Consider the following 25,160-nt stretch of genomic DNA (forward strand, 5'->3'; position numbering starts at 1 on the left):
GGTTCAAGCCGATGCCCCGCTACGAGCACGGTGCCGTCGTGCACGCCGCGCCGGGCCGCTCCGATTCGCCGGTCGGAACGCTGTTCATCCAGCCGCACGTGGACACCCGAAACCGGCAGAACGTGTTGCTCGACGACGTACTCGGCGCATGGTTCGCCGTGCTGTGCTGGAACAACAACCCACGCAAAATTCTCGGCGACGTAGCGTTCGCCAACTGGAAAGCGCTGGGCGCCCGATTCTTTGCACTCCGACCGGCGACGCAGTTGCACTGGGCCGGCCACGACGACCCCGACGTCGTCGTCGTGGGCGATCGGCACGGTGGCCTCAAATCCTGGTTCGACACCCACTCCGACTCGGTGCTGTTCCTTCGCCCCGACCGATGCATCGCGGGTGCCTGCATCGCTCAGCGCGCCCCCGACCTGAGCGCCGCGCTCCTTGACGCGCTCACACTCACGCCGCGAGGAGGTGATTTGCAAAGTGGCACTGGCTCTGTGCTGTATGTCGCACAGCCCTCTCCTGAATCTTCCGGGGCCGTCGCGGGACCTGCTTGACGACATCGACGGCGCAATCGCCGAAGCACGCAGATTTGTCGAAGAGTATGACCCCGAACTGGTCGTCATCTTCTCTCCGGATCACTACAACGGCTTCTTCTATAAGGTGATGCCGCCGTTCTGTATCGGCACCAGCGCCTGCGGTGTGGGCGATTACGGCACCCATGCCGGCCCGTTGGACGTACCCGAGCAGCTTGCGGTCGATTGCGCTAAAGCGGTCCTCGACGAAGGCGTCGACGTGGCGGTATCGGCCAGCATGGACGTGGATCACGGCACGGTGCAGCCGCTGGAAAAGCTTTTCGGCGACGCACTCTCGCGCCCTGTGATACCGATCTTCGTCAACGCCATCGGCGTGCCACTGGGGCCGATGCATCGCTGCCGTGCACTCGGTACCGCCGTCGGCAATTATCTGGCCACCCTGGACAAGCGAATCCTGATCCTGGGATCCGGCGGACTGTCCCACAGTCCGCCCGTGCCGACCCTGGCGACCGCGCCCGAACCGGTGCTGGAGCGGATCGTGCACGGCCAGCCGATGACACCCGAGCAGCGGCAGGCCCGGCAAGCGGCCGTCATCCAAGCGGCCAGAAACTTCGCCGCCGGCGACAGCCAACTGCAGCCGCTCAACCCGACGTGGGACCACCGGTTCCTGGAGATCATCGACGGAGGATGGCTGAGCGAATTGGACCAGTGGTCGAACTCTTTCGTCGCCCACGAGGGCGGCAGCTCCGCACACGAAATCCGTACTTGGGTGGCGGCATTCGCGGCGCTGGAAACGGCGGGGCCCTACCAAACCACGGCGCGGTTTTACAAACCCGCACCCGAACTGATCGCCGGTTTCGCCATCAGAACGGCACTTCCGAAATGACGGCGGCGTTGGACGGTTTCGATCACGTTGTCGATGTACTCATCGTCGGGTCGGGCGGCGGCGGCATGACCGCCGCATTGACGGCCCAGGCCGCCGGACTTGACGCGCTGGTGATCGAAAAGTCCTCTCACTTCGGCGGTTCCACCGCTTTGTCCGGCGGTGGCATCTGGGTTCCCGGGGCTCCGGCCCAGCGGCGAGAGGGATACGTGCCCTCACCGGACGGCGTTGTGGATTACCTCAAACAAATCACTGATGGTCTGGTCAGCGAGGCGCGGCTGCGGCAATACGTCGAGACCGCACCGCAGATGCTTGAGTTCTTGGAGCAGCTGTCGGGATGGTTCGAATTCGTCTGGAAGCCCGGCTATGCCGACTACTACCCGGAGTTGCCCGGCGGCTCCGAATTGGGCAGCACCATCAACGTGCCGCCCATCGACCTGCGCAAGTTGGGCCCCGACGAGCAGAAGCTGCTGCAACCCCTGGCGCTGGCGCCGAAGGGAATTTGGCTGGGCCCCAAGGAGCTGCGCACGTTCTACCGGATCAGGCAGTCATGGGCCGGCAAAGGCGTGCTGCTCAAGTTGATTGCGCGAATGGTCCGGGCGAGGGTGTTCGGCGAGCGGATGGCGGCGATCGGACAGTCGCTGGCGGCCCGGCTCCGGTTGGCGCTGCGGGAGCGTGGTATCCCGCTGTGGCTGGACTCGCCGATGGTGCAGTTACTCACCGACTCCGACGGAACCGTCACCGGCGCGGTGGTGGAACGAGAGGGCAAGTCGCAGCAGATCGGCGCACGCCTGGGCGTCATCCTGGCGTCCGGCGGATTCGACCACGACCTCGCCTGGCGCAAGGAGCTGCTGCCCGAGGTAGACCAGGACTGGAGCTTCGGCAATCCCGCAGCCATGGGCGACGGCATCCGCGCAGGCCAAAAGGTTGGAGCTGCAACGGATCTGCTCGATGAAGCGTGGTGGTTCCCCGCGATCCAGTGGCCGGACGGCCGTATGCAATTCATGCTCAACGAACGGATGATGCCGGCGCAGTTCATCGTCAACGGCGCGGGCAAACGTTTCATCAACGAGGCAGCGCCTTACATGGACTTCGGTCACGCGATGATCGAGGGTCAGAGGTCCGGCGTCACCCACATCCCGTGCTGGCTGATCACCGACCACAGATCGTTCAATCGCTACGTAGTCGGCGGACACCTGCCGATACCCAAGATCCCCGGTGCGCCCGTGCCCACCGGCCGGAAGATCCCACCGGCCTGGCTGGAATCGGGTGTGGTCAAAGCGGCCACCACGTGGGACGAAATGGCGGCCAAGATCGGCGTTCCGCCCGAGCAGCTTGGCGAGACCGCCCGCCGCTTCAACGAACTCGCCCGTAAGGGCCACGACGACGATTTCAACCGTGGCGACAGCGTGTATGACAACTACTACGGCGACCACACCTTACCCAACCCGAACCTGTATCCGCTTGGTGATCCGCCGTACTACGCCTTCCGGATCGTGCTCGGGGATCTCGGGACCTCGGGCGGCCTGCTGACCGACGAACACGCCCGGGTACTGCGGACCGACGGCAGCGTGGTGCCCGGACTCTACGCGGTGGGTAACACCTCCGCGCCGGTGATGGGCCGCAGCTACGCCGGCGCCGGGGCAACCATCGGCCCAGCCATGACCTTCGGCTATGTCGCGGCGAAACACGTTGCGGCCCAAGCAGCCAACCGAGCCGTTAATACTCATAGGAGGTAACAATGAAAATCTCGCTGTTCTACGAATTCGCCCTCCCGCGGCCCTGGGCGCCTGACGACGAGCACGTCATGCTGCAGGACTGTCTCAATGAGGTCGAGGCCGCCGACAAAGCGGGATTCTCCACGGTGTGGCTGACCGAGCACCACTTCCTCGAGGAGTACTGCCACTCGACGGCGCCGGAAATATTCTTGGCCGCAGCCAGCCAACGGACCAACAACATCCGGCTGGGATTCGGCATCATGCACCTGCCGCCGGCGGTCAATCACCCCGCCCGGGTGGCCGAACGCATCGCCACCCTCGACCTGTTGTCCAACGGCCGTGTCGAATTCGGCACCGGGGAATCGTCGTCGGTCGGTGAACTCGGTGGATTCAACATCGACCCCGCCGACAAACGGGCACAGTGGGAGGAGGCCCTCGAGGTCTCGATCCGGTGCATGATCGAGGAGCCGTTCACCGGGTTCAACGGCGAGCATGTCCAGATGCCGGCGCGCAACGTCGTGCCCAAGCCACTGCAAAAGCCGCACCCGCCGGTGTGGGTCGCCTGCACGCGGCCGGCAAGTGTGCAAATGGCCGCGCAAAAAGCCATCGGCGCTTTGAGTTTCGCCTACACCGGTCCCGGACCGCTCACCGAGCGGGTCAACGGCTACTACAAGGAGTTCGAGGAGAACGGCGTCCCGGTCACTCCGCGAATCAACCCGAACATCTTGGCCATCGGCGGTGACCTGTCGATGATGGTGGCCAAGACCGACGAGCTCGCCCTGCAGCGGCTCGGCCAGGGTGGTGGGTTCTTCTCGTTCGGAATCATGCACTACTACATGACAGGAGTGCATACCCCCGGGCGGACCGGAGTGTGGAAGCGCTATCTCGAGGAGGTGGAAAAGGATCCGACACTGGCCTACGGCCCCGGCCGGGGCGCAATCGGATCCCCGGCAACAGTGCGCGAGTTCCTGCGCGGTTACGAAGAGAGCGGCGTCGACGAGATCATCTTGCTGCTCAACCCGCGCAGCCACGAGGGCACCATGGAATCCATCGAGCTGATGGGCAAAGAGGTGCTCCCCGAATTCATCGAGCGCGACGCGAAGGCGGTGGCCGAAAAGGCGAAGCGACTCGAGCCCGTCATCGAGAAGGTGGAGGCGCGCAGGCCGAAATCGACCGCACCACAATTCGACGAGGATTACTCGTTTGGTGGACTCCCGACTGGTCGCGGCGGTAAGTTCACCGCCAGCGAGATCCCCGAAGCCATGGCGGAGATCAACGAAGGCCGCGTTCAGGCGGCGCAGCGGGCAAAGGAACAGCAGAAGTAGTGCCAGAGGGCATCTGAGTCGGGAGAATTTCGGGGCCAGCCTTGGGAGAGATCGACGAGCTGTGGCGCTATGACGGTCGCCGCGCGGTGGTGACCGGATGTGCTTCCGGCATCGGCGAACACGTGGTTCGGCAGCTCACCGAGCTCGGCGCCGAGGTGATCGGCTTGGACAAGCGGCGACCCGGCTTCGAGATGGACGAGTTTCATGAGGTCGACCTCGCGGACCAGGCATCGATCGAGTCTGCGGTAGCCGCGGTCACGGGCCGAGTCGACGCGCTGTTCAATGTTGCCGGGGTGTCTTCCGGGATCGGCGACCCGCAACTCGTCGTGACCATCAACTTCCTGGGGATGCGTCTTCTCACCGAGGCGCTGCTCCCGAAGATGGTTGCGGGGTCGTCCATTGCCAGCGTGTCGTCGCTCGCGGCAGCCGGGTATCGAGAACATCTGCGGGAAGTGGCGCCGTTGCTGCATACCGCGACCATGCGGGAGGGTATCGACTGGTGCTCTCGCCATCCCGAGGTGCTGGGGACGGGCTATCAGTTGTCCAAGGAAGCGATCATCCTGTACACCATGCGCAGCGCGACGGCGCTGGGCGCGCGTGGAATCCGGATCAACTGCACCGGTCCCGGGGTGACCGAGACGCCCATCCTGGACCAGTTGCGCACGGCATACGGGCAAGGCTTTCTCGACGACATCCCCAAGCCGCTGGGTCGCGTCTCCGGGCCCGCCGAGCAAGCCTCGGCTCTGCTCTTCCTGAATAGCAATGCGGCCAGCTATATTTCGGGCCAGGTGTTATGGGTCGACGGCGGAAACGTGGGGGCCGCTATCGCCCGCGAACTCGAGGAAGGGCATGCTCCGTGGCCAGTGTGACCGACTTTCGCCGAGCCGCTGGCGATGTCAGCAACTGGGGCCGTTGGGGTGATGACGACGAGCTCGGCACACTGAACTTCATCACCGACGAAAAGGTCGCTCAGGCCGCGAGTTTGGTCCGGCACGGCAAGGTGTTTCCGCTCGGTGTGGACTTCGGCTCGTCGGGACCGCAGGGCGCCTTCGGCTTTCGGCACAATCCGATCCACGTGATGACGGTGGACGGTGGCGACGCGAACACGCTGGCTCGGTACGGACCGGATTGGGACCGGAATCCGACGGCGGCGCAGATGGGCCCGTACTTCGTCGATAATCTGTTCCGGTTCAACGACGACATGATCATCATGCCGTTGCAGGCGGCCACCCAGTGGGATGCGCTGTCGCACGTCTATTACGACGACCAGCTCTACAACGGGATCCCAGCGGGTTCGGTGACCAGTCTCGGGGCCCGTCACCTGGGCATCGAGAAGGTTGACGGCAAAGGCATCACCTCGCGCGGCGTGCTGCTGGATGTGGTGCGCCATCGCGGCGCGGAGGTCTTTCTCGAGCACGGAAACCCAATCACTCCTGAGGAATTGGACGATGTCGTTCGATCACAGGGGGTCACAATCGGCCGCGGTGACATCCTGCTCATCCGAACCGGTTGGTGGACGAGGTATCTGCAGACAGGGAATAAGACCGAACTGTATTCCGGCCTGGACTGGCGATGTGCGCAGTGGTTGCACGATCACGAGATCGCCGCGGTCGCGTCAGACAACCTGCAAGTCGAAGACCCGGTGTCCGGGGTGGACGGTGTGTTCTTGCCTTTTCACCTGTTGACGCTGCGTGACATGGGGCTGATGCTCGGCGAGTACTGGGACCTGACCGCACTGGCCGCCGATTGCGCCGCCGACGGCGTCTACGAGTTTCAACTCGTCGCACCGCCGCTGAGATTCGTTGGGGCAGTGGGCTCGCCGGTCAACCCGATCGCAATCAAGTGATGCAGCGCAAGACCATCTCGGTTGACGGTCTGACCACCAGCTACCTGGAAGCCGGCGAAGGCGACCCGGTGGTCTTGCTGCACGGCGGTGAATTCGGCGCCGCTGCCGACCTCGGCTGGGAACGCAACATCGCCGCGCTCGCCGCGCGGTATCTAGTGTTGGCGCCCGACCAGTTGGGCTACGGCCAGACGGCCAAGGTCGTCGATTTTGTCGACGGCCGAGGCATGCGCATTCGGCATGTGGCGCGGTTTTGTGAACTGCTCGGCGTCGAGTCGGCGCATTTCGTCGGCAATTCGATGGGTGCCATCAACTTGCTCACCGACGCCACGGCGGACGCCCGACTGCTTCCCGTCCGCTCCTTGGCGATCATCTGCGGGGGCGGTCAAATTCAGCAGAATGAGCATTTCGAGGCGCTGCAGAACTACGATGCAACACTGCCGGCGATGTGCCGCATCGTCGAAGCGCTCTTCTTTGATGCCGGCTATCCGGCCGACGACGACTATGTTCGGCGCCGTCACGAGTCGGCCACCGCACCGGGGGCGTGGGAGGCCATCGCCGCAGCACGGTTTCGCCGACCAGGGGCCGCGCCTTCATCGACTCCGTCGAGCGCGCGTGCCTACGAACGCATCGACGTGCCAACGCTTGTCGTCGAAGGCGGAGGCGACAAGCTGCTGCCGGCCGGATGGGCCGCTGAGATCGCCGGGCAGATCGACGGTGCCCGCTCCGTGGTGGTTGACAAGGCCGGGCACTGCCCTCAAATAGAGCAGTCGTCTGTGGTCAATGGATTGCTGCTGGATTTCCTGGGCGCACGTCAGAACGCGTAGTCGATGCGAGTCATCATTCCGGCCACCTGGTGATAGGTGTTGTGGCAGTGCATCACCCAGGTGCCGGGATTGTCGGCAACGAGAACGGCGAGAAGCTTCTGCTTTGGCAACACCATGACGGTGTCCTTACGCGGGCCCGGGCTTCCGTCGGCCTTGATCACCTGGAACGTGTGTCCGTGCAGGTGAATTGGGTGATACATCATCGTGGTGTTGTCGAATGTGATGGTGGGCCGCTGCCCGTGTTGCACGCGTAGCGGATCAGTCTCGCTGTACGGCTCTCCGTTGATCATCCAGTTGTATTGCATCATGTTGCCGCCCAGGACGACGGGGAGGTTCAGCCCCGGGTCGGGGCGGCCCAAGTTTACCGGTGTTGTGGCGGTGAACATCTCGACGGACCCCACCAGTTTGGTCAGTTCGGCCGGCTGGAATTGCGGGTCGGGTGGGGTACCCGCGGCGGTGGAGAGCAATGCCCGCGCCAGTCCGTTTTTGCCCTCGGCGAGTGCGACCAGTGGGAAGACGCCGTCCGCGGCGGTCACCGTAACGTCGTAGCGTTCGGCCATGCCGATCAGCAGGGCGTCGACTTGGGCGGGCACCACGGGGTAGCCGTCGGTGTGAGTGACCGTCATCGCATGGCCGGCCAGCGCCACCCGGAATGTGGTGTCGGAGGCGGTGTTGATGAAGCGAATCCGGATGCGCTCGCCTGGTTTTGCATTGAACGTTGTGGGGGAAGCGGGGATTCGGCCGTTGATCAGGTAGTGCGGGTAGGCGATGTCTCCGGCGTCGCCACCGAGCAGGTCACTGGTGCCGACGCTTCCCGGCGAAGGCCCCGGTGCACTCGTGGTCGCGCTCGTCGAGGTTGTCGGGCTGGTCGATGTCGTCTCGGTCGTCGTGGAGGTTGTCTCGGTCGTCGAAGTTGTCGAGGTCGTCGTCTCGGGCATGGACTGTGGAGGCTTGTTCGGGTTGCTCAGTTCGGTGTAGAGCTGTTGGGGACTCTTGTCGACACCATCGGTCCAATCATCAAGGACCACGATCCATTCGGCGTCGTAATTACCCTCGGTCGGGTCGTGGACGATGACCGGCAAGTAGAGGCCGGTGTCCTCGTCCAGGCCGGTGTGCGGATGTGCCCAGTAAGTACCCGAGTTCGGCACCGAGAAGCGGTAGGTGAACTCGTGGCCGGCCCCGATGTTGGGCGTGGCCGGTTCAGCGCCGTCCATGTCGTTGCGCAGGGCGATCCCGTGCCAATGCACCGACGTCGGATGATCGAGCCGGTTCGACACCGTGACCGCAACCTCGTCACCGATGCTGGCGCGGATCACCGGGCCCGGGATGCTGTTGCCGAAGGCCAGCGTGCTGACGACGGGCCCGCCCAGGTCTACCTCGACCCGCTGGGGCTCCAGCTTGGCGGTGACGGCGCGGCCGCTATGTGGCCGCGCGGCCTCGGCTTCGGCGATGGCCGAAGCCAGCCGGGCGCTGCCCGACGGCTTGGGGTCGGATTGACTGCAGGCCGTCAGTGCCAAGCCGCCGGCGATGCCGGCGGCCATGAATCCGCGTCTGGTGAGCCGAGTCCCGTCGACGGGGACACCGCTTGTGGGCTGCACGGGCAATTGGTGCTCCTCGTCTTCGGTTCGCCCCAATGTTCTCGTGCTTGGATGCTAGGCATAGCGCAACCGCCAGCGCTAGGTCTTCTGATGATCGCACGTCGCCCGACCATACGGAGATTGCGCCTGGATCATGTCAATGTGGTTGTGCGCGAAATGATCTGGTGCAGGCGGGACTCAAACGGCCGCGCCGCCGCCGTCGACGTGGAGCGTAGAGCCGGTGACGAAGCTGGCCCGCGGGGAGCTGAGAAAAAGGATGGCCTCTGCAATCTCGGAAGCGAATGCGGTGCGGCCGAGCGGCAATGCTCTTCCGAGTTCCTCGTTCACGTCACCCCATGCGGCGGCCACTCCGAGTGTGCGGGTGGGACCGGGTGCCACGCTGTTGACCCGCACCCCGGCCGCCCCGAATTCGGCGGCCCAGGTGCGGGTGAGCGACTCCAGCGCGGCCTTCGAGGCGCTGTAGCCCGATGCGCCGGGGATCCCCTTGAACGCGGCCATGGTGGTGACGTTGACGATGCTGCCACGACGGCGTGCCAGCATTCCGGGGATCAGGCCGGCGACCAGAAAGTAAGCGCCGCGGACATTGGTGTCGAACACCGTCTCGAACATCGCCATGTCCTGGTCGACCGTGAATGCGGACGGGAAGCTGCCGGCGTTGTTGACGATGATGTCGACGTCGCCGCACTGCTGCACAAGCGAATTCACCGATTCGGCGTCGGCCATATCGGTTTGGACGAAGCGTGCGTTCGTACCGATTGCTTCCACCGCTTGGTCACCCCTGGCCTGGTCGCGGCCGGTGATGATGACCGTGGCGCCTTCGCTTGCGAGCAGCCGCGCGGATTCCAGTCCGATGCCCGCTGTCCCGCCGGTGATCACGGCGGTCTGATCCATCAGCTCCATCGAAGTCGACCCTCGGACGCCTAGTTGGCGTTGCTGTGCAGCTGAGCTGCCAGCCAGTCACCGAATCGGGTGGGGTAGAGGGTCACTTCTTCGCCCTCGATGGGAACGATCGTGCGGTCGTCGAGCACGGCGCCGTAATACTGGGCGGTCGGGTCGGTGACCACCTTGCGTGCGTCGCCGGTTGCGGCGAAGCGAGTCCGGATGAAGTCGTCCATGCCCCGCTTTTCCGGACCGGCGATATTGATCAGTCCGTCCGGATCTCCGACCGACGCGCGGGTGACGGCCGTGGCGACATCCGCGGCGGCGATCGGCTGGAATGCACCATGCGGGGCCCGCACCGTGTCGCCCTCAGCCAGCGAATCGGCGATGCCCTCAACGAATTCGAAGAACTGAGTAGCCCGCACGATCGTGTAGGGAGCGCCGGATTCCGTGATCAGCTTCTCCTGAGCGATCTTGGCGCGCATATAGCCACTTGCGGCCGCCCGGTCGGCTCCCACGATGGACAGCGCAACGTGATGCTGCACACCGGCTGCGCGCTCGGCCTCGAGGAGGTTGCGGGTCGAGGTCGTGAAGAAGTTCAACACGTCGTCGTCGGCCCAGGACGGGGAGTTGGACACGTCCACCACGGTGTGGGCACCGGCGACGGCCTCGGCGAGACCTTCGCCGGTGATGGTGTTGACCCCCGAGCTCGGCGAGGCCGCAACGGCGTCGTGTCCCAGTTCATTGAGCTGGGCGACTACCTGCGACCCGATGAGTCCACTGCCGCCGATTACCAGAACCTTCATGATCACGCCTTTCAAGTTTCCCGATGAACTGGTGCATTCAGCATGGCCCCGACAGGGGCCGGCCGGAACCCTGGAAAGTCCGTAGTCTTGTCGGCTCAGGGGGCTAAGTCGCAACCCCGGAGCTGCCTGCGCGAGGTGATGCCGAGCTTGGCGAACACCTTCCGCAGGTGCCATTCGACGGTGTGCGCGCTGATGAATAACTGAGCGGCGATCTCGGGATTGGTCAGGCCCTCACCGGCCAGGCGGGCGATCTGCGCCTCCTGTGGCGTCAACTCGTCGCCGGGGGCGGCGGAGCGCTTACTCACCTTCTGGCCGGTGACCAGGAGTTCGCGGCGCGCCCGCGCGGCGAACGCCTCAGCACCCATCCGTCCAAACATCTCGTGGGCAGTCTGCAGCTGCGTGCGAGCATCGATGCGGCGATTGCAGCGGCGCAGCCACTCTCCATAGATCAGATGGGCACGGGCCAGTTGCACCGTGATGCGGGTCCGTTCGAGCTTTTCGATCGCCTCCCGATAGAAATCCTCGGCCTTGCGATCGTGGGCCAGCAACGCTCGCGACCTGGCTAAAATGCCTGCAGCCCAGTCCGTTCCGCTGACTGTCGCGCGCTCTTCCAGTTGACGCAGGGCATCGCTCGCCGCTTCGCGTTCGCCCGTTCGAGCACCAGCTTCGATGAGTTCGATAAGACACCAGCCGAACAGACCGAGGTCTTCGTGTTCGCATGCCTGCCGGGCGGAATCGAACGCGTCGTGATAGCGGCCGAGGCCGTTGTACAGCAAGGCTTTCGTATAGCCCGCCAAACCGACGATTCGTCCTTCCCCCCTTGCCACTCCGTCGGTGGCAGCGATGTCGATCAGCTTTTGTGCCTCCGCGTCGACGCCGCGCCAGGCGGCCAGCAGCACCGATTGGTACTTCACCGGGGCATAGCCGGTCGCGGCGCTGATGGCGCTGGCTTCTTCGATCAGCGCCGAAGCCGACGCGAACTCTCCGGCCTGTAGGTGTACGCCGGCGCGGTAGGCCAGCGCATGCGGTAACACCGCGAGCGCGCCTGCATCACGTGCGAGACGTACGGCGTGCGTGGCAAGCCGATGCCACACCTCGTCATCCCATATTTCGTGGACGGTGGATTCCTGAACGATGGGGAAGGCTCGCCAGAACCAATGCATGACGTCATCGCCCCGCTCGGCTTCTGCATCGATGAGTGCCAGCGCACGCCGCAGCGGCGCCAGGCTCGGGACCAGACCAGCCGTCGCTCGCAGTGCGATGCCATCGAGGAGCAGATCGACCGCCCGCTCCGGCTTCGGCCCGGGTGGGGCCGCGCGGGCCGCTTCGGCGGCCAGGTGAATACCGCCGTGCGGGCACAGCCTGCCGCCGAACATCGCCGCCCCCAGCGCGTCCAAGTACGTTTCCCGAGACTGTGCGTCGTCGAGCGTTTCCAGCCGGCGGGCGGCGTCGAGGAGACCGACGGCGGCATCGGAAACCGTAGGGGCATCGGCATCTCCATTACGGCGTCGGGCGAACACCATCTGCGCGCGCAGCCTGGCGCTTCGGGCCCGCTCCAAATTGTTCAGCGACGCGTTCTCGGCGATGGTTAGCAGTTCGTCCGCGGCGTCGAAAGCCGCCACGTCGCGCATGGCCTGGGCGGCGGCCAGCGCCCGCGTTCCCCGGCGGGCCGGGTCGGCGGTCAGCTGGGTCGCCCGCTCCAAGAAGGCGGCCGCAGCGGCGGCACCGCCCCGGGAGTGCGCGCGATCGGCGGAGCGCTCGAGCGCGGCAGCGATGGACTCGTCGGGTCCTGGCGCTGCGATTGCCAGATGCCATGCGCGTCGGTCGGGATCGGTGTCGGAGTCGGTTACCTCGGCGAGCGCTTGATGCACCCGCCGGCGTTCCATCAGATCCGCCGCACGATACGCCGCCGACCGCACCAGCGGGTGTCGGAATCGCACCCGCGTCCCGATCTCGATCAGTCCCGCAGACTCGGCGTCTTCCGTCGCGTTCAGTGGAAGACCCAAATGTTCTGCGGTGCGCAACAATAACGCTGCGTCGCCCACCGGTTCCGCGGCCGCGGCGACCAACAGCAGCTGGGATTGTTCGGGCAGTGACCGGATGCGTTGGATGAAAATGTGCTCGATCTGTCCCGCCAACGGCTGGACGTCCGGACGCTGGAAGCCTCCCGCCAGGTCGGCCGCGGTCAGACCACTGGGCAACTCCAACAGCGCCAGCGGATTTCCCCGCGTTTCCGCCACGAAGCGATCGAGCACCTGGTCGTCCAGCCGACCGACGATGACCGAGTCCACCAATGCACGAGCGTCGCGCGGATTGAGGCCGCGCACAATCATTTCGGGCAGGCCGGCTAAGTCGTCGTCGCAGCCGTCACGCACTGCGAACACCATCGCCACGGGCTCAGCGATCAGACGACGAGCAACAAATGCCAACGTCTGGGCCGAGATTCGGTCAATCCACTGGGCGTCGTCGACGAGGAAGATCAGGGGCCTGCCCTCACTCGCTGCGTCGATCAGACTCAGCACCGCCAACCCGACCAGGAAGCGGTCCGGAGTCGGCCCCGCGCTCCGGCCAAAGGCGACGTCCAGAGCGTCCCGCTGTGGCGGCGGTAACCGATCGAGACACTCCAGCAGCGGTAGGCAGACTTGTTGCAGGGCAGCGAAGGGGAGCTCCATCTCGGATTCGACCCCCGCCACCCGCGCGGTGAGGCAGCCCGCGGCGTTCTCGGCCGCGAAGTCCAGCAGGGCTGTCTTGCCGATGCCAGCCTCGCCGCGCAGCACCAAGACCTGGCCCTGGCCCGAGCGGGCTTCCGATACCAGCCGATCGAGGGCCGCGCATTCCGCGCGCCGACCGCGCAGAGGTAATGCCTGTTGAACTTTCACCCATACCACCGCTGGAAGAAGATTGCTGTTCGACCTTACCGGGGGCGCGGTGTCATCACCGTGGTGAGCGCCGCCCCTACAAGTGTTAAATCAGTTGCTTGACTTAACGAGGCATGCGCCGATTAACTCGTCGTGTGGTTAACGAATTGGACGGCAAGGTCGCCGTCGTCACCGGCGCGGCGTCCGGCATCGGCCGCGGTCTCGCGGAGCGGTTTGTGGCCGAGGGCGCGCGAGTAGTCATCGCCGACGTGGAGACCGACCGGGGTGAGGAGTTGGCGAAGTCGCTCGGTGTCAACGCCGCCTTCCGGCAGACCGACGTCTCCGACCCCGAGCAGGTGGGAGCGCTGGTGGCCGGTGCCGCCGAGAAGTTCGGCGGCCTGCACGTCATGGTGAACAACGCCGGAATTTCCAGTCCGCTGCGAAAGTTGCTCGACGACGACCTCGCCGATTTCCACCGCGTCATGGGGGTCAATGTGCTGGGCGTCATGGCGGGTACCCGAGATGCCGCGCGGCACATGGCCGAACACGGTGGCGGTTCGATCATCAACATCACCTCGATCGGCGGCATCCAGGCAGGCGGCGGTGTGATGGTTTATCGCGCGTCCAAAGCGGCCGTCATTCAATTCACCAAGGCCGCAGCAATTGAGTTGGCCTATCACGACATTCGAGTCAACGCCATCGCGCCGGGCAGTATCCCCACGCCGATTTTGGGGAAATCCGCGGCCGGGATGGATCCGGAACAGCTCAAGGAATTCGAGGCACGGATCCGTCAGGGCATGCGCGATGACCGCCCGCTCAAGCGCGAGGGCACCCCCGACGATGTCGCCGAGGCGGCGCTGTATTTCGCCACCGACCGGTCGCGCTATGTGACCGGGACCGTGCTGCCGGTCGACGGCGGGACCGTGGCGGGCAAGGTGATCAGATCCAGGAAGCACCACTGATATCAGTGCGGGGCGGCGTCCGCGCTCCAGCGGGCCCGCTGATTTAAATCAATCGCTTGACTTAAACTCTGGTTCGAGGTTCACTGATCCAATGACCACCGCCGGCCGGACCGTTCGCACCGAACGGGCCAGTTCCACCCAAGAGGCGATCCTGGTCGCCGCCGAGCGGCTGTACGCCGAGCACGGCATGTTCGCGGTGTCGAATCGGCAGGTCAGCGAGGCCGCCGGGCAGGGCAACAACGCGGCGGTCGGCTACCACTTCGGTACCAAGGCCGACCTGGTGCGGGCGATCGAGCAGAAGCACCGTGGCCCGGTCGAGCAATTGCGCGAGCAGATGGTGACCGAACTGCTGGACGCGGACGGTTCTGCCGAAATGCGCAACTGGGTGGCCTGCTTGGTGCGCCCGCTGACCGATCACCTGGAGGAACTCGGAAACCCCACCTGGTACGCGCGTTTCGCGGCCCAGGCGATGACCGACCCCGCCTACTACAACATCATCGTCAAGGGTGCGCTCAGCTCCCGGTCGCTGGTGCAGGTCGTCGAGGGCATCAACTGCTGCCTGCCCGAGCTGCCGGCCGAGGTGCACTTCGAGCGCAACATCATGGCTCGAAACCTGTTGATGCACACCTGCGCCGATCGTGAACGAGCGCTTGCCGCAGGCGCATCGACGTTTCATCGTTCGTGGCGGGCGGCAGCATCCGGGCTCATCGACGCGATCGTGGGCCTGTGGCTGGCGCCCGTGACGGCGTACGAGTGAAGGGCTCGCAGATGAAAGTGACTGTCGATCAGGATATTTGCGCTTCTTCGGGGAATTGCGCGATGAATGCTCCCGAAGTGTTCGACCAGCGCGATGACGACGGCGTCGTCGTCCTGCTCAATCCCCATCCCACGCCCGAGCAGGCCGACGGAGCGCGTCGAGCGGCGGCGGCCTGCCCCGCGCTTGCCATCCACATCGAGGAATGAAAAAGATGTCCGACATCCTGACGAGCACCGCAGCAGAGCAGACCGGTGAGATCCCGGACTACCCGATGGCCCGGGAGCCGCGTTGCCCGTTCGCCCCGCCGCCGGATGTCATGGCACTGGCCGCGGCCAGGCCGCTGTCCAGGGTCCGGATCTGGGACGGCAGCACACCGTGGCTCATCACGGGTTATGAGCAAGTGCGCGAATTGTTTTCGGATTCGCGGGTCAGTGTCGACGACCGGCAGCCCGGATTCCCGCACTGGAACGAAGGCATGCTGTCCACGGTGCACAAGCGCCCGCGGTCAGTCTTCACCGCCGACGGTGAGGAGCACACCCGATTCCGGCGCATGTTGTCGAAGCCCTTCACCTTCAAGCGTGTTGAAGGTTTGCGCCCGACGATCCAGCAGATCACCGACGACCACATCGACGCGATACTCGCCGGACAGCAGCCCGCCGACATCGTCACCGCACTGGCGCTACCGGTGCCGTCGCTGGTGATCAGCCAGCTGCTGGGGGTTCCCTACGAAGACGCCGACATGTTCCAGCATCACGCCAACGTCGGGCTGGCGCGTTATGCCACCGGTGAAGACACCGTCAAAGGCGCGATGAGCCTCCACAAATACCTTGCCCAGCTGGTCGAAGCCAAGATGGAGAATCCGGCCGAGGACGCGGTTTCCGACCTCGCCGAGCGGGTCAAAGCCGGCGAGCTCAGTGTGAAGGAGGCCGCCCAGCTGGGCACCGGCTTGCTGATCGCCGGGCATGAGACCACCTCGAACATGATCGGGCTCGGCGTGCTCGCCCTGCTGGAAAACCCCGGCCAGCTGGCCGTCATCCGCGATGCCGAAGATCCGAAGATCATCGCCAATGCGGTGGAGGAGCTGCTGCGCTACCTCAGCATCATCCAGAACGGCCAGCGCCGGGTCGCGCTCGAAGACATCCACATCGCCGGCGAGACAATCCGTGCCGGCGAGGGCATCATCATCGATCTGGCTCCGGCCAACTGGGATTCGGACGCGTTCGCCGAACCGGACCGGCTGTACCTACACCGCTCCGGCGCCGACCGCAACGTCGCATTCGGCTATGGCCGGCATCAGTGCGTGGGACAGCAGCTCGCCCGCGCCGAACTGCAGATCGTGTTTCACACGCTGGCCCGGCGCATCCCCACCTTGAAACTCGCCATTCCGATCGAGGAGGTGCCGTTCAAGGATGACCGCCTCGCCTACGGCGTTTACGAACTGCCGGTGACCTGGTAGCCCAGCTCGCTACTTTTGAAGAAATTTGCGGATCCGATTGGAGGGTCAATGATGACGACTCAGGCAAACACGCTCTACCCGCCCGGAGGTTACGGCGCTCCGAAGGACCGCCGTGGCCATGCCGCCGGCAGCGATGTCGGCCTGCCGCAAGGGACCGTGGTCTTCTCGGCCGACAACCACATCTCGCTCGCCGATGACATCTTCTACCAACGCTTTCCAGATGACCTGAAGGACAAGGCGCCCCGCATTTGGTACGAGGAGGGTGCCTACCAAGTGGGCCGCAAGGGACAGTCGTTTTTGCCCGGCGACTTCAGCGCCGTGCTGATGCAGTACGACGACCTGCCCGGTGCCGCGAGCACCAACATCGAGGCCCGTATCCAGGAGTTGCGCGACGACGGCGTCGAAAAGGAACTCGCGTTCCCCAACGCGGTTCTGGCGCTGTTTCACTACCCGGACAAGAAGCTTCGCGAACTCGCCTTCCGCATCTACAACGAATACATCGCCGAGTTGCAGGAGCGCTCTGGAGGCCATTTCTACGGCGCGGGCCTGATCAACTGGTGGGATCCCGAAGGCACCAAACGAACGCTGGCCGAGTTGAAGTCGTTGGGACTCAAGACCTTCCTGCTGCCCCTTAACCCGGGCAAGGATGACGACGGCAACATCATCGACTACGGCAGCACCGCGATGAAGCCCGTCTGGGACGAGATCGAGGCCGCCGGGCTTCCGGTGACCCACCACATCGGCGAGACCCCGCCGAAGACCCCGTGTCAGTTCAACAGCGTGGTGGTCGGCATGATGATCAACATTGACGGCTTCCGCGAGCAGTTCGCCAAGTATCTGTTCACCGGAATTCTCGACGATCATCCCGGGTTGCGGATCGGCTGGTTCGAGGGTGGAATTGCCTGGGTGCCTTGGGCATTGCAAGATGCCGAGCATCTGGTCGCGTCCTACCAGCACATGTTCAACCGGCCGCTGCAGCACGATGTGCGTTACTACTGGGACACCCACATGAGCGCGTCGTTCATGGTGGACCCGCTGGGCCTGCAGCTCATCGACCAGATCGGGGTGGACAGGGTGATGTGGTCCAGCGACTATCCGCACAACGAAAGCACCTACGGTTATTCCGAAAAGTCACTGAAGGCGGTTGTCGAAGCCGTGGGGCCAGCGAACGCGAAGAAAATCGTCAGCGACAACATCGCGAAGTTCTTGGGCCTGTGAAGACGATCGCACACCTGGGCACCAGCTCCGGCAATGGATTGGTGATCCCCGAAACACCGGATTTGGCGCGGCTGCGCCGGGAAACCGGCGCCCGGCTGCGCTCGGCGATGGCCGACCACGGGGTCGACGCGATGATCCTGCTGGGCAACAACGCTGTGACATATGTGACCGGCGCCAGCTGGCCGCTCGGCGATGCCGGGCTGTCCTACGTCGAGCGGCCGGTGGCCGTGGTGATCGCCAACGACGAGTGGCCGCACCTGTTCCTGCCGTTCCGTGAAGGCGCCTCGCAGGAATCCGACCTGCCCGCCGATCACTTGCACGGGCCGGTCTATCTCGAATTCGACGAGGGTGTAGAGCATTTCGCGCATGAGTTGGCTGATCTCGTTCCGGCCAAGGCGGTGGTGGCGGTCGACGAGATCACCGGCGCCATGTCTCGGGCCGCCAAGCGACTGTTCCCGGGCGGAGCGCCCGTCGACGGCGCGGCCATCGTCAGCGCGGCAAAGTCGGTCAAGACGCCCGATGAACTGTCCTGCATGCGCACCGCCATCCGGATCACCGACGAGGCGATGGTCGAAGTCCACAAGCGGCTGGCCCCTGGCATCCGCCAAATCGACTTGTCGGCAAGCTTTTTGCGCCGTGCCTTCGAGTTGGGCGCAACAGCCAGCATGCTGGAGCCGATTTGGCAGGTGATGCCGCCCAGCAAGGCCGAAGGCGTGTGGACCACGCACGGCGATCTGGCCCTGCCGCTGCTGAGTACCGAACGCGAGCTGGTCGAAGGCGACGTGCTGTGGACCGACGTCAGCATTACCTTCCAGGGCTACTGTTCGGACTTCGGTCGCACCTGGATCGTCGGCCGTGACCCGTCGCCGCGCCAGCAGGCACAGTTCGACAAGTGGTTCGAGATCATGAGCGCGGTCCTCGGTGTTGCGAAGGCGGGCGCCACCGCAGCCGACTTGGGACGGGCGGCGATCAAGGCCAATGGCGGCACCAAGCCGTGGCTGCCGCACTTCTACCTAGGACACGGGATCGGCGTCAACGCCGCCGAAATGCCTATGATCGGAACCGATCTCGGGCAGGAGTTCGACGAAAACTTTGTCTTGCAAGCCGGGATGGTGCTGGTGCTGGAGCCGGTGGTGTGGGAAGACGGCACCGGCGGCTACCGCAGTGAAGAGGTCCTGGTGATTACCGAGGAAGGCTGGCTCCGCTTGACCGACTACCCGTACGACCCTTATGGCAACTGAAGTTCTGCCCGACGAGCGCGCCCTGCGCTCGGGGCGTCGCCGGCGGGCCCTGGACCAGATGGCAGCGCACGATCTCGACGTGCTGGTGCTTGGTCGACAGGCCAATGTTCGTTACGTCACCGGAGCCCAGCAGCTGTGGGTCGCCGGCACGCGTCCGTTCGGGCCCAGCTGTGTGCTGGTGCGTGAGACGGGCGCGCTGCACCTGCTCAGCACCTGGGACGAGGGCATCCCCGAGGACATCCCGCACGAGAACCTGTACGGCATTTCGTGGAATCCGATGAACACCATGTCGGCGCTGCAACGCATCGACGGCGCGGCCACCGCCCGTCGGGTCGGTACCGACGCGCTCTCACCGGTTTTCGCGCAATTGCTGCCGACCGCGTTTCCCAACGCACAGCTGGTCGACGGCGAACTGGCGATGCGGGCCGCCCGGCGCATCAAGACCGACGAGGAGGTAGCCGCGCTGCGCGAATCCATCGCGGTAGCCGAGTCGGCCCTGGCGGCCGCGGTCGCGGAGTTGCGGCCGGGGGTGACCGAACAGGCGCTGGCCGGTGCCTTGCTGGAGTCCGCGGCGGCCGGCGGGGTGAGCACCCCGTCGAATCAAGATGTCGCCTGGGTGACTTCGCGCACGCACCCGTGGCGGCGCGCCGACAGTAACGGTCGGATCCAGGACGGCGATCTGGTGGCATTCTCCGCCGGAGTCCTCGCAGGTGGCTATATCGGCGAGGTCGGCCGCACCTGGCCGGCCGACCGCAGGAATGCGCCCCGCGGTGCCGCGGCGATGTACGGACGTTGGGACAGGCTGTGGGGCAAGCTGATTGCCGCATGCCGGCCGGGTGCCGGGGCCGACGAACTACTCGGCGCCTACCAGGCCGCGGGCGAGCACGAGCCGCCGATGCCGGTGGCCCGCGGGCTGGGCATGGGGTTCGACCCGCCGGTCGTCTCCCAGCACCTGCCCACGACCGCGGCCGACGAACGTCTGGAGCCGGGGATGGTGCTCGCCGTCACGGGCTATGTATGGGAAGAAGGAGTCGGCGCGGTGTTCGGGCGGGAAGCGGTCCTGATCACCGCGGAAGGCTCTGAAGTACTCACCGCGAGCCCGTTCGCGCAACCCTAGCCATGCCCGACCCCGCAGAGCCGCCGGCCGAAGAAATCATTCGGTACCACAAAGACGCCAAGACGCGGATCGCCACGATCACCTTCGACCGGCCGGACTACCTCAACGCGCCGACGATCGCCGCTCGGGTGCGCTATGCAGATCTGTTGCACCGCGCCAGCATCGACGACGACGTCAAGGTGTTGGTAGTGCGCGGAGCGGGCGACGACCTCGGCTCGGGGGCCGATCTGGTCGAGGTGATGCGGTTACGCGACGCGGCGGACCAAGGGCCGCGGCTTGCCGAATACCGAATCGGCGCCGACGAAGTCAAGCACCCGCCCCAGGGTTCGTTCCGCAACGGTGCCACGCTTGGGCAATGGTATGCCAATCCGAACTCCGGCATCCGGGGCCTGCAGGACTTCAAGAAGATCAGCATCCTGGAGGCGAAAGGCTATTGCTACGGCTGGCACTTCTATCAGGCGGCCGACGCCGATCTGGTCATTTCCAGCGACGACGCGCTGTTCGGACACCCATCGTTCCGCTATTACGGCTGGGGACCGCGGATGTGGTGGTGGGCGCAGACGATGGGCATCCGGAAGTTCCAGGAAATGGTCTTCACCGGAAGGGCTTTCACCGCCGCCGAGATGTATGACTGCAACTTCCTCAACAGCGTGGTGCCCCGCGATGAGCTCGAGGCTGAGGTGGAGAAGTACGCGCTGACGTGTGCCAGCAACCGCCCCACCGACACGGTCTTCATGCAGAAGGTCTTCTTCGAGATCATGAAGCAGTTCCAGGGCGAATACCTGGGCAGCATGCTCAGCGGTGTATTCGAGTCTATGGGCGCAAGTGTCCGCCCAGACGTCGGCGACGAGTTGATGCTCGACGACGCGATGAGGCAGGGCCTGGGCGGTGCGGTGAAGGACAACGACGGTAAGTTTCCCGCCGAATGGCGGCTGAGCAAGAAAGCCCGCAAGAAGGCGCGTGCCGACGAGGACACCAAAGCGAAGAGAAAGAAATAGTGCCGCAACACCGCGTCGAACCTCCGCTGGTCGGTTATACGGTGATCGACCTGTCCACCGGCATAGCCGGCGCCTACTGCACCAAGTTGCTCGCCGACGGCGGCGCAGACGTCGTGAAAATCGAATCCCCAGAAGGTGATCCGCTGCGGGCATGGTCAGCCTCTGGTGCCACCATCCCGCCCGGCGGTGACGGCGCCTTGTTCAGCTTCCTGGCCGGGGCAAAACACAGTGTTGTCGCCGACCCCGCCAACGACGATGACATCGACCTGGTTAATCGGCTGCTGGGCTGCGCAGATGCCGTAATCTGGTCTTCCGGGTCGAAAGTGGCCGAGCGCCAGGACTTCACACCGCGTGCCATCCACGGCCGCCACCCGCATCTCACCGTCACCTCGATTACACCGTTCGGGCTGGACGGCCCGTGGCGCGATCGGGCCGCGACCGAGTTCACCCTGCAGGCGTGGTCGGGCGGAATCGTCGGACTCGGCCGTGGCGAGCAGCAGCGCCCACCCGTCTTCGTCGGTGGTCAGGTCGGGGAGTACCTGGCCGGCGTCTACGCAAGCGTCGCCACCTTGGCGTCGCGATGGCGCCGAATCGAGGGCGGCACAGGGGAACTCCTGGACCTGTCGATGCTCGAGACCCAGATCCTGTCCCTCACGTATTACCCCGTCACCTACTTCGAAATCCTCGGCCGGCCGTGGCGAGACATGCGGCGTCCGACGATTCCGGGAGTGGCCGAGGCCAAAGACGGCCTGGTGGATCTCGGGTGCGGGACCGCGCAGCAATGGTTCGACCTGTGCGCGATGGTGGGGCACCCGGAGTGGATCGACGAAGAATTGTCGATGACGATCACTGAGTCGGCCAACGTCTACGCCGACGAGATATACGCCTGGGTCGCCGACACCCCTGTCAACGAAATCCGGGAGCTGGCAACGGCATTCCGGATACCCAATGCGCCCGTCGCCAACGGGGCCAACGTGACGTCGTTCGATCAGTTCGTAGAGCGTGATTCCTTTGTGCGCAATCCGCGTGGGTTCACCCAGCCCAGTCATCCGTACCGGCTATCGCCCGCTCGGCTGCGCGACCCGCAGCCGGCGCCGCGGTTGGGGGAGCACACCGAGCATTACCGTGGCGCGAATCTCCCGGCACGGCCGGCGCCGACCGGTGTGGCGAAACCCATGCCGTTCAGCGGGCTTCGAGTGCTGGACATGACGACATTCTGGGCGGGCCCCTGTGGCACCCACTTTCTGGCCATGCTTGGCGCCGAGGTCATCCACGTCGAATCCACCCGGCGTCCGGACGGCACTCGGCTGATCGCCGGCATCCCGGTCACCGAAGACCAATGGTGGGAAAAATCACCGATCTTCGAGGCGTTGAACACCAATAAGAAGGGCCTGACCCTCGATCTGCAGAAGCCTCGCGGCCGCGAGTTGCTGCGTGAGCTCATCGCGACATGTGACGTGATCGTGGAGAACTTCACCCCCCGAGTGCTCGACCAAATCGGGCTGGACTTCGCAGCGATTCAATCGATCCGGCCGGACGCGGTGCTGGTGCGGATGCCGGGCTTCGGCCTGGACGGACCATGGCGCGACAACCCCGCCTTCGCCTACGTCATCGAAGCAGCGTCCGGCGTGAGCTGGCTGACCGGCTATCCGGACCGCACGCCCTATGACCCGTATTCGATCGGTGATCCCAATGCCGGCGTACACGCCGTCAATGCAATACTGCTGGCGCTGGAACATCGCCGCCGCACCGGCGAGGGCGTTTTCGTCGAAGCGGCCATGGTCGATGCGGCACTGAGCATCGGCGCCGAGCAGGTCATCGAATACTCGGCTTATGGGGCACTGCTGGAGCGCGCCGGCAACAGGGGACCGACCGCGGCGCCGCAGAACCTCTATCGCAGCGCCGACAACGACGAATTCGGCCGGCTCGACAGCTGGGTCGCCATCGCCGTGGCCACCGACGACCACTGGGAGAAACTGTGCCGGGCACTCGGATCGCCCTCCTGGGCAACAGATCCCGAGCTCTCGACGGAAGGGGGTCGGCGCGCCCACCAGGATTCCATCGACAAGCAGCTCGCCGCCTGGTGCGAGCACCGCAGCCGCGACGAAATCGTGGCAACGCTGTGGGACGCCGGCGTGCCGGTGGCCAAAGTCATGCAACCGCACCGGCAGACGGAGCTCGAGCAGCTGGCGTTTCGGGATTTCTTCGAAGAGGTCGACCATCCGGTCAACGGCCTGGCCAGGCTCAGCACCGTGCCGATGAGGTTCTCGGCCGGACCGCACAAGTTCCACATCGAGCATGCGCCGCTGTTGGGCCAGCACAACCACGAACTGTTGTCCGGGCTGGGGTTGTCCGACTCGGACATCGCCGGCCTGGAAGCCGACGGCGTGATCGGCAGCGCACCGGCCATGCGCGCGAGGAGTTGATCGACGTATGGCAATAGATCCGTCGAATATTCTGCTCACCGATCGCGTTGCGGTGGTGACCGGCGGGGGAGCGGGCATCGGCCGCGGCATCGCCGCCGGGATGGCGGCATTCGGTGCCCGGGTTGCGATCTGGGAGCGCGATCCGCAGACCTGTGCGCAGGCGGCCGAATCCATTGGCGCCCTGGGCATCGTCGCCGACGTGCGAGACAGCAGTCAGGTGGACGCCGCCCTGGAACGCACCGCCGCCGAACTGGGCACGCCGACCATCCTGGTCAACAACGCCGGGGGTGTGTTCTCGTCGCCGTTGCTGGAAACCAGCGAGAACGGTTGGGATGCGCTGTATCGAGCCAACCTGCGCCACGTGCTGCTGTGCAGCCAGCGGATCGCTCGTCAGCTGGTGTCCGCGGATCTGGGCGGCAGCATCATCTCGCTGACCTCGATCGAAGGCGTCCGGGCTGCGCCTGGTTACGCGGCATACGCCGCCGCCAAGGCGGGCGTCATCAACTACACCAAGACTGCGGCGCTGGAACTGGCGCCGCACCGGATTCGGGTCAACGCGATAGCACCCGACATCACGCTCACTGAAGGGCTGGCCCGCCTGGGTGGTGAGGCCGCGACCGGCGCCATGGGCAATATAGTGCCGTTGGGGCGTCCCGGTCATGTCGACGAAATCGCCAGTACCGCAGTATTTCTGGCCTCCGACATGGCGGCCTATCTGACCGGGCAGACGCTGCACATCGACGGCGGCACCCAGGCCTCCAGCGGCTGGTATCACGACCCGCAGACCGGCGACTACCGATTGGGACCGAGCTAGTGCGTCCAGCCCTCGGCGGCCTGCTCGTCGAAGGTTCGGTCGATGCGCTCGAACCTGCGGCGGATCGAATCCCGGGCTGCCCCGTGCGGCAGCACGTACAGGCGGTTGGCCAGGATCGCATCGGCCGTCAGGCGGGCGACGTCGTCAGCGGTGACTGCCTCGTCCTGCGTCGGTAGTGAGCCGAGGGCTGCGTCGGGTGTCGCTGACAATCCATAGTCCGCGCCGCGAATCCGTTCGGAGTTGGAGACCAGCTTGGTCTCCACCACCATCGGGCACAGCACCGAGACCCCGATGCCGTTGGCCTTGACTTCGCGGGCCAGCGTTTCGGCGAGCCCGACGACGCCGTATTTGGCGACCCCGTAGGTTCCGAGGCCGGTGTTGGGAACCAAGCCGGCGAACGACGCGGTGAATGCGATGTGTCCGCCCTTGCCCTGTTCGATCAGCATCGGCACGAACGCCTCGACGGTATGGATCGAGCCCCAGAGGTCGATGTCGATCACCCACCGCCAGTCGTCGTGGTTCATCTGGGCCATCGGACCCGCGACGACGATGCCGGCATTGCTGAACACGACATCGACCTGACCCAGCAACCGGAAGGATTCCTCCGCGAGGTGGACCACTTCGTCGAGATGCCGGACGTCGCAGACCACGCTGTGCGCGTCGATCCCGTCGCCGCGCAGCCGATTCACCGCCTGTTCCAGCGCCGGCTGATCGACGTCGGAGAGCACCAGGCGCGCTCCCCGGCGGGCGAACTCGGTGGCGGTGGCCAAACCGATGCCGCTGGCACCGCCGGTGATAACCGCCCCGCGTCCCTGGAAATCGTCCATAGCTGCCGAGCGTATTACTCGCGCCACGGACGGTGTGAGAGACATCATGTAGATAGCGCCCTAACTATTAGGGCACC

The 25,160-nt window shown here is 65.1% G+C and carries 21 protein-coding genes and 1 pseudogene; 17 read left to right on the forward strand and 5 right to left on the reverse strand.

Translation table 11 applies throughout. The features are described from left to right. From A5625_RS25305 to A5625_RS25335, 7 genes and pseudogenes are all read left to right on the forward strand, one after another. Positions 1-551: pseudogene (locus A5625_RS25305) on the forward strand (3-(3-hydroxyphenyl)propionate hydroxylase); the annotation flags it as partial. Next, positions 499-1,416 (forward strand): 3-carboxyethylcatechol 2,3-dioxygenase, encoded by a 918-nt coding sequence (locus A5625_RS25310; protein WP_067000770.1) that lies wholly within the window; start codon positions 499-501, stop codon positions 1,414-1,416. The pseudogene A5625_RS25305 and the gene A5625_RS25310, both read left to right, overlap by 53 nt. Positions 1,417-1,424: 8 nt before the next feature. Next, complete coding sequence (locus A5625_RS25315; protein WP_156748552.1) at positions 1,425-3,152, forward strand: FAD-binding protein; 1,728 nt, start codon at positions 1,425-1,427, stop codon at positions 3,150-3,152. A 2-nt stretch (positions 3,153-3,154) separates the two neighbouring features. Further along, positions 3,155-4,456 (forward strand): LLM class flavin-dependent oxidoreductase, encoded by a 1,302-nt coding sequence (locus A5625_RS25320; protein WP_067000774.1) that lies wholly within the window; start codon positions 3,155-3,157, stop codon positions 4,454-4,456. 41 nt (positions 4,457-4,497) lie between these two features. Continuing rightward, on the forward strand, positions 4,498-5,325 hold the full coding sequence (locus A5625_RS25325; RefSeq protein WP_067000776.1) for a coniferyl-alcohol dehydrogenase: 828 nt from the start codon (positions 4,498-4,500) through the stop codon (positions 5,323-5,325). Next, positions 5,313-6,302: a cyclase family protein gene (locus A5625_RS25330; RefSeq protein ID WP_067000779.1), complete on the forward strand. Its 990-nt coding sequence runs from the start codon at positions 5,313-5,315 to the stop codon at positions 6,300-6,302. The genes A5625_RS25325 and A5625_RS25330 overlap by 13 nt, the downstream gene beginning before the upstream one ends. Beyond that, positions 6,302-7,126 carry an alpha/beta fold hydrolase gene (locus tag A5625_RS25335; RefSeq protein ID WP_067000782.1) on the forward strand — a complete coding sequence of 275 codons (825 nt, stop codon included), beginning with the start codon at positions 6,302-6,304 and terminating at the stop codon, positions 7,124-7,126. The genes A5625_RS25330 and A5625_RS25335 overlap by 1 nt, the downstream gene beginning before the upstream one ends. Here A5625_RS25335 and A5625_RS25340 read toward each other — a convergent pair. From A5625_RS25340 to A5625_RS25355, 4 genes are all read right to left on the reverse strand, one after another. Then, positions 7,114-8,730, reverse strand: coding sequence for a multicopper oxidase family protein (locus A5625_RS25340; RefSeq protein ID WP_067000828.1), 1,617 nt, complete (start codon positions 8,728-8,730; stop codon positions 7,114-7,116). The genes A5625_RS25335 and A5625_RS25340 overlap by 13 nt on opposite strands. A gap of 171 nt (positions 8,731-8,901) precedes the next feature. Continuing rightward, positions 8,902-9,624 (reverse strand): SDR family NAD(P)-dependent oxidoreductase, encoded by a 723-nt coding sequence (locus A5625_RS25345; RefSeq protein ID WP_067000785.1) that lies wholly within the window; start codon positions 9,622-9,624, stop codon positions 8,902-8,904. A gap of 20 nt (positions 9,625-9,644) precedes the next feature. Continuing rightward, positions 9,645-10,409: an SDR family oxidoreductase gene (locus A5625_RS25350; RefSeq protein ID WP_067000831.1), complete on the reverse strand. Its 765-nt coding sequence runs from the start codon at positions 10,407-10,409 to the stop codon at positions 9,645-9,647. Between the two features lie 95 nt (positions 10,410-10,504). Next, on the reverse strand, positions 10,505-13,288 hold the full coding sequence (locus A5625_RS25355) for an AAA family ATPase (protein ID WP_082984555.1): 2,784 nt from the start codon (positions 13,286-13,288) through the stop codon (positions 10,505-10,507). Between the two features lie 134 nt (positions 13,289-13,422). Here A5625_RS25355 and A5625_RS25360 point away from each other — a divergent pair, with 134 nt between their 5' ends. The 10 genes from A5625_RS25360 to A5625_RS25405 all read left to right on the forward strand — a co-directional run bounded on the left by A5625_RS25360 (position 13,423) and on the right by A5625_RS25405 (position 24,256). Beyond that, the gene (locus tag A5625_RS25360) at positions 13,423-14,229 is read left to right on the forward strand and encodes an SDR family NAD(P)-dependent oxidoreductase (protein ID WP_067000788.1); all 807 of its coding nucleotides are present in this window, start codon (positions 13,423-13,425) and stop codon (positions 14,227-14,229) included. A 91-nt stretch (positions 14,230-14,320) separates the two neighbouring features. Continuing rightward, entirely contained in the window at positions 14,321-14,986 is a 666-nt protein-coding gene (locus tag A5625_RS25365) for a TetR/AcrR family transcriptional regulator (RefSeq protein ID WP_067000791.1), read from the forward strand. A gap of 11 nt (positions 14,987-14,997) precedes the next feature. After that, positions 14,998-15,192, forward strand: a complete 195-nt coding sequence (locus A5625_RS25370) for a ferredoxin (protein ID WP_067000837.1) — start codon at positions 14,998-15,000, stop codon at positions 15,190-15,192. Between the two features lie 5 nt (positions 15,193-15,197). Beyond that, complete coding sequence (locus A5625_RS25375) at positions 15,198-16,442, forward strand: cytochrome P450 (RefSeq protein WP_067000840.1); 1,245 nt, start codon at positions 15,198-15,200, stop codon at positions 16,440-16,442. Between the two features lie 156 nt (positions 16,443-16,598). Further along, entirely contained in the window at positions 16,599-17,660 is a 1,062-nt protein-coding gene (locus A5625_RS25380; RefSeq protein WP_197516228.1) for an amidohydrolase family protein, read from the forward strand. Then, positions 17,657-18,901: a Xaa-Pro peptidase family protein gene (locus tag A5625_RS25385; protein WP_067000794.1), complete on the forward strand. Its 1,245-nt coding sequence runs from the start codon at positions 17,657-17,659 to the stop codon at positions 18,899-18,901. Before A5625_RS25380 ends, A5625_RS25385 begins: the two co-directional genes overlap by 4 nt. Then, entirely contained in the window at positions 18,891-20,018 is a 1,128-nt protein-coding gene (locus tag A5625_RS25390; RefSeq protein WP_067000797.1) for a Xaa-Pro peptidase family protein, read from the forward strand. Before A5625_RS25385 ends, A5625_RS25390 begins: the two co-directional genes overlap by 11 nt. Positions 20,019-20,020: 2 nt before the next feature. Beyond that, entirely contained in the window at positions 20,021-21,016 is a 996-nt protein-coding gene (locus A5625_RS25395) for an enoyl-CoA hydratase/isomerase family protein (protein ID WP_067000800.1), read from the forward strand. Then, on the forward strand, positions 21,016-23,442 hold the full coding sequence (locus tag A5625_RS25400) for a CaiB/BaiF CoA-transferase family protein (protein ID WP_067000803.1): 2,427 nt from the start codon (positions 21,016-21,018) through the stop codon (positions 23,440-23,442). The genes A5625_RS25395 and A5625_RS25400 overlap by 1 nt, the downstream gene beginning before the upstream one ends. 7 nt (positions 23,443-23,449) lie before the next feature. Continuing rightward, positions 23,450-24,256 carry an SDR family NAD(P)-dependent oxidoreductase gene (locus A5625_RS25405; protein ID WP_067000806.1) on the forward strand — a complete coding sequence of 269 codons (807 nt, stop codon included), beginning with the start codon at positions 23,450-23,452 and terminating at the stop codon, positions 24,254-24,256. On the opposite strand, the gene A5625_RS25410 is transcribed toward A5625_RS25405, so the two are convergent. Beyond that, positions 24,253-25,083, reverse strand: a complete 831-nt coding sequence (locus A5625_RS25410; RefSeq protein WP_067000809.1) for an SDR family NAD(P)-dependent oxidoreductase — start codon at positions 25,081-25,083, stop codon at positions 24,253-24,255. The genes A5625_RS25405 and A5625_RS25410 overlap by 4 nt on opposite strands. Positions 25,084-25,160 lie beyond the last annotated feature (77 nt).

This window comes from Mycobacterium sp. 1465703.0, assembly GCF_001672975.1.
In the GTDB taxonomy this organism is placed as follows: domain Bacteria; phylum Actinomycetota; class Actinomycetes; order Mycobacteriales; family Mycobacteriaceae; genus Mycobacterium.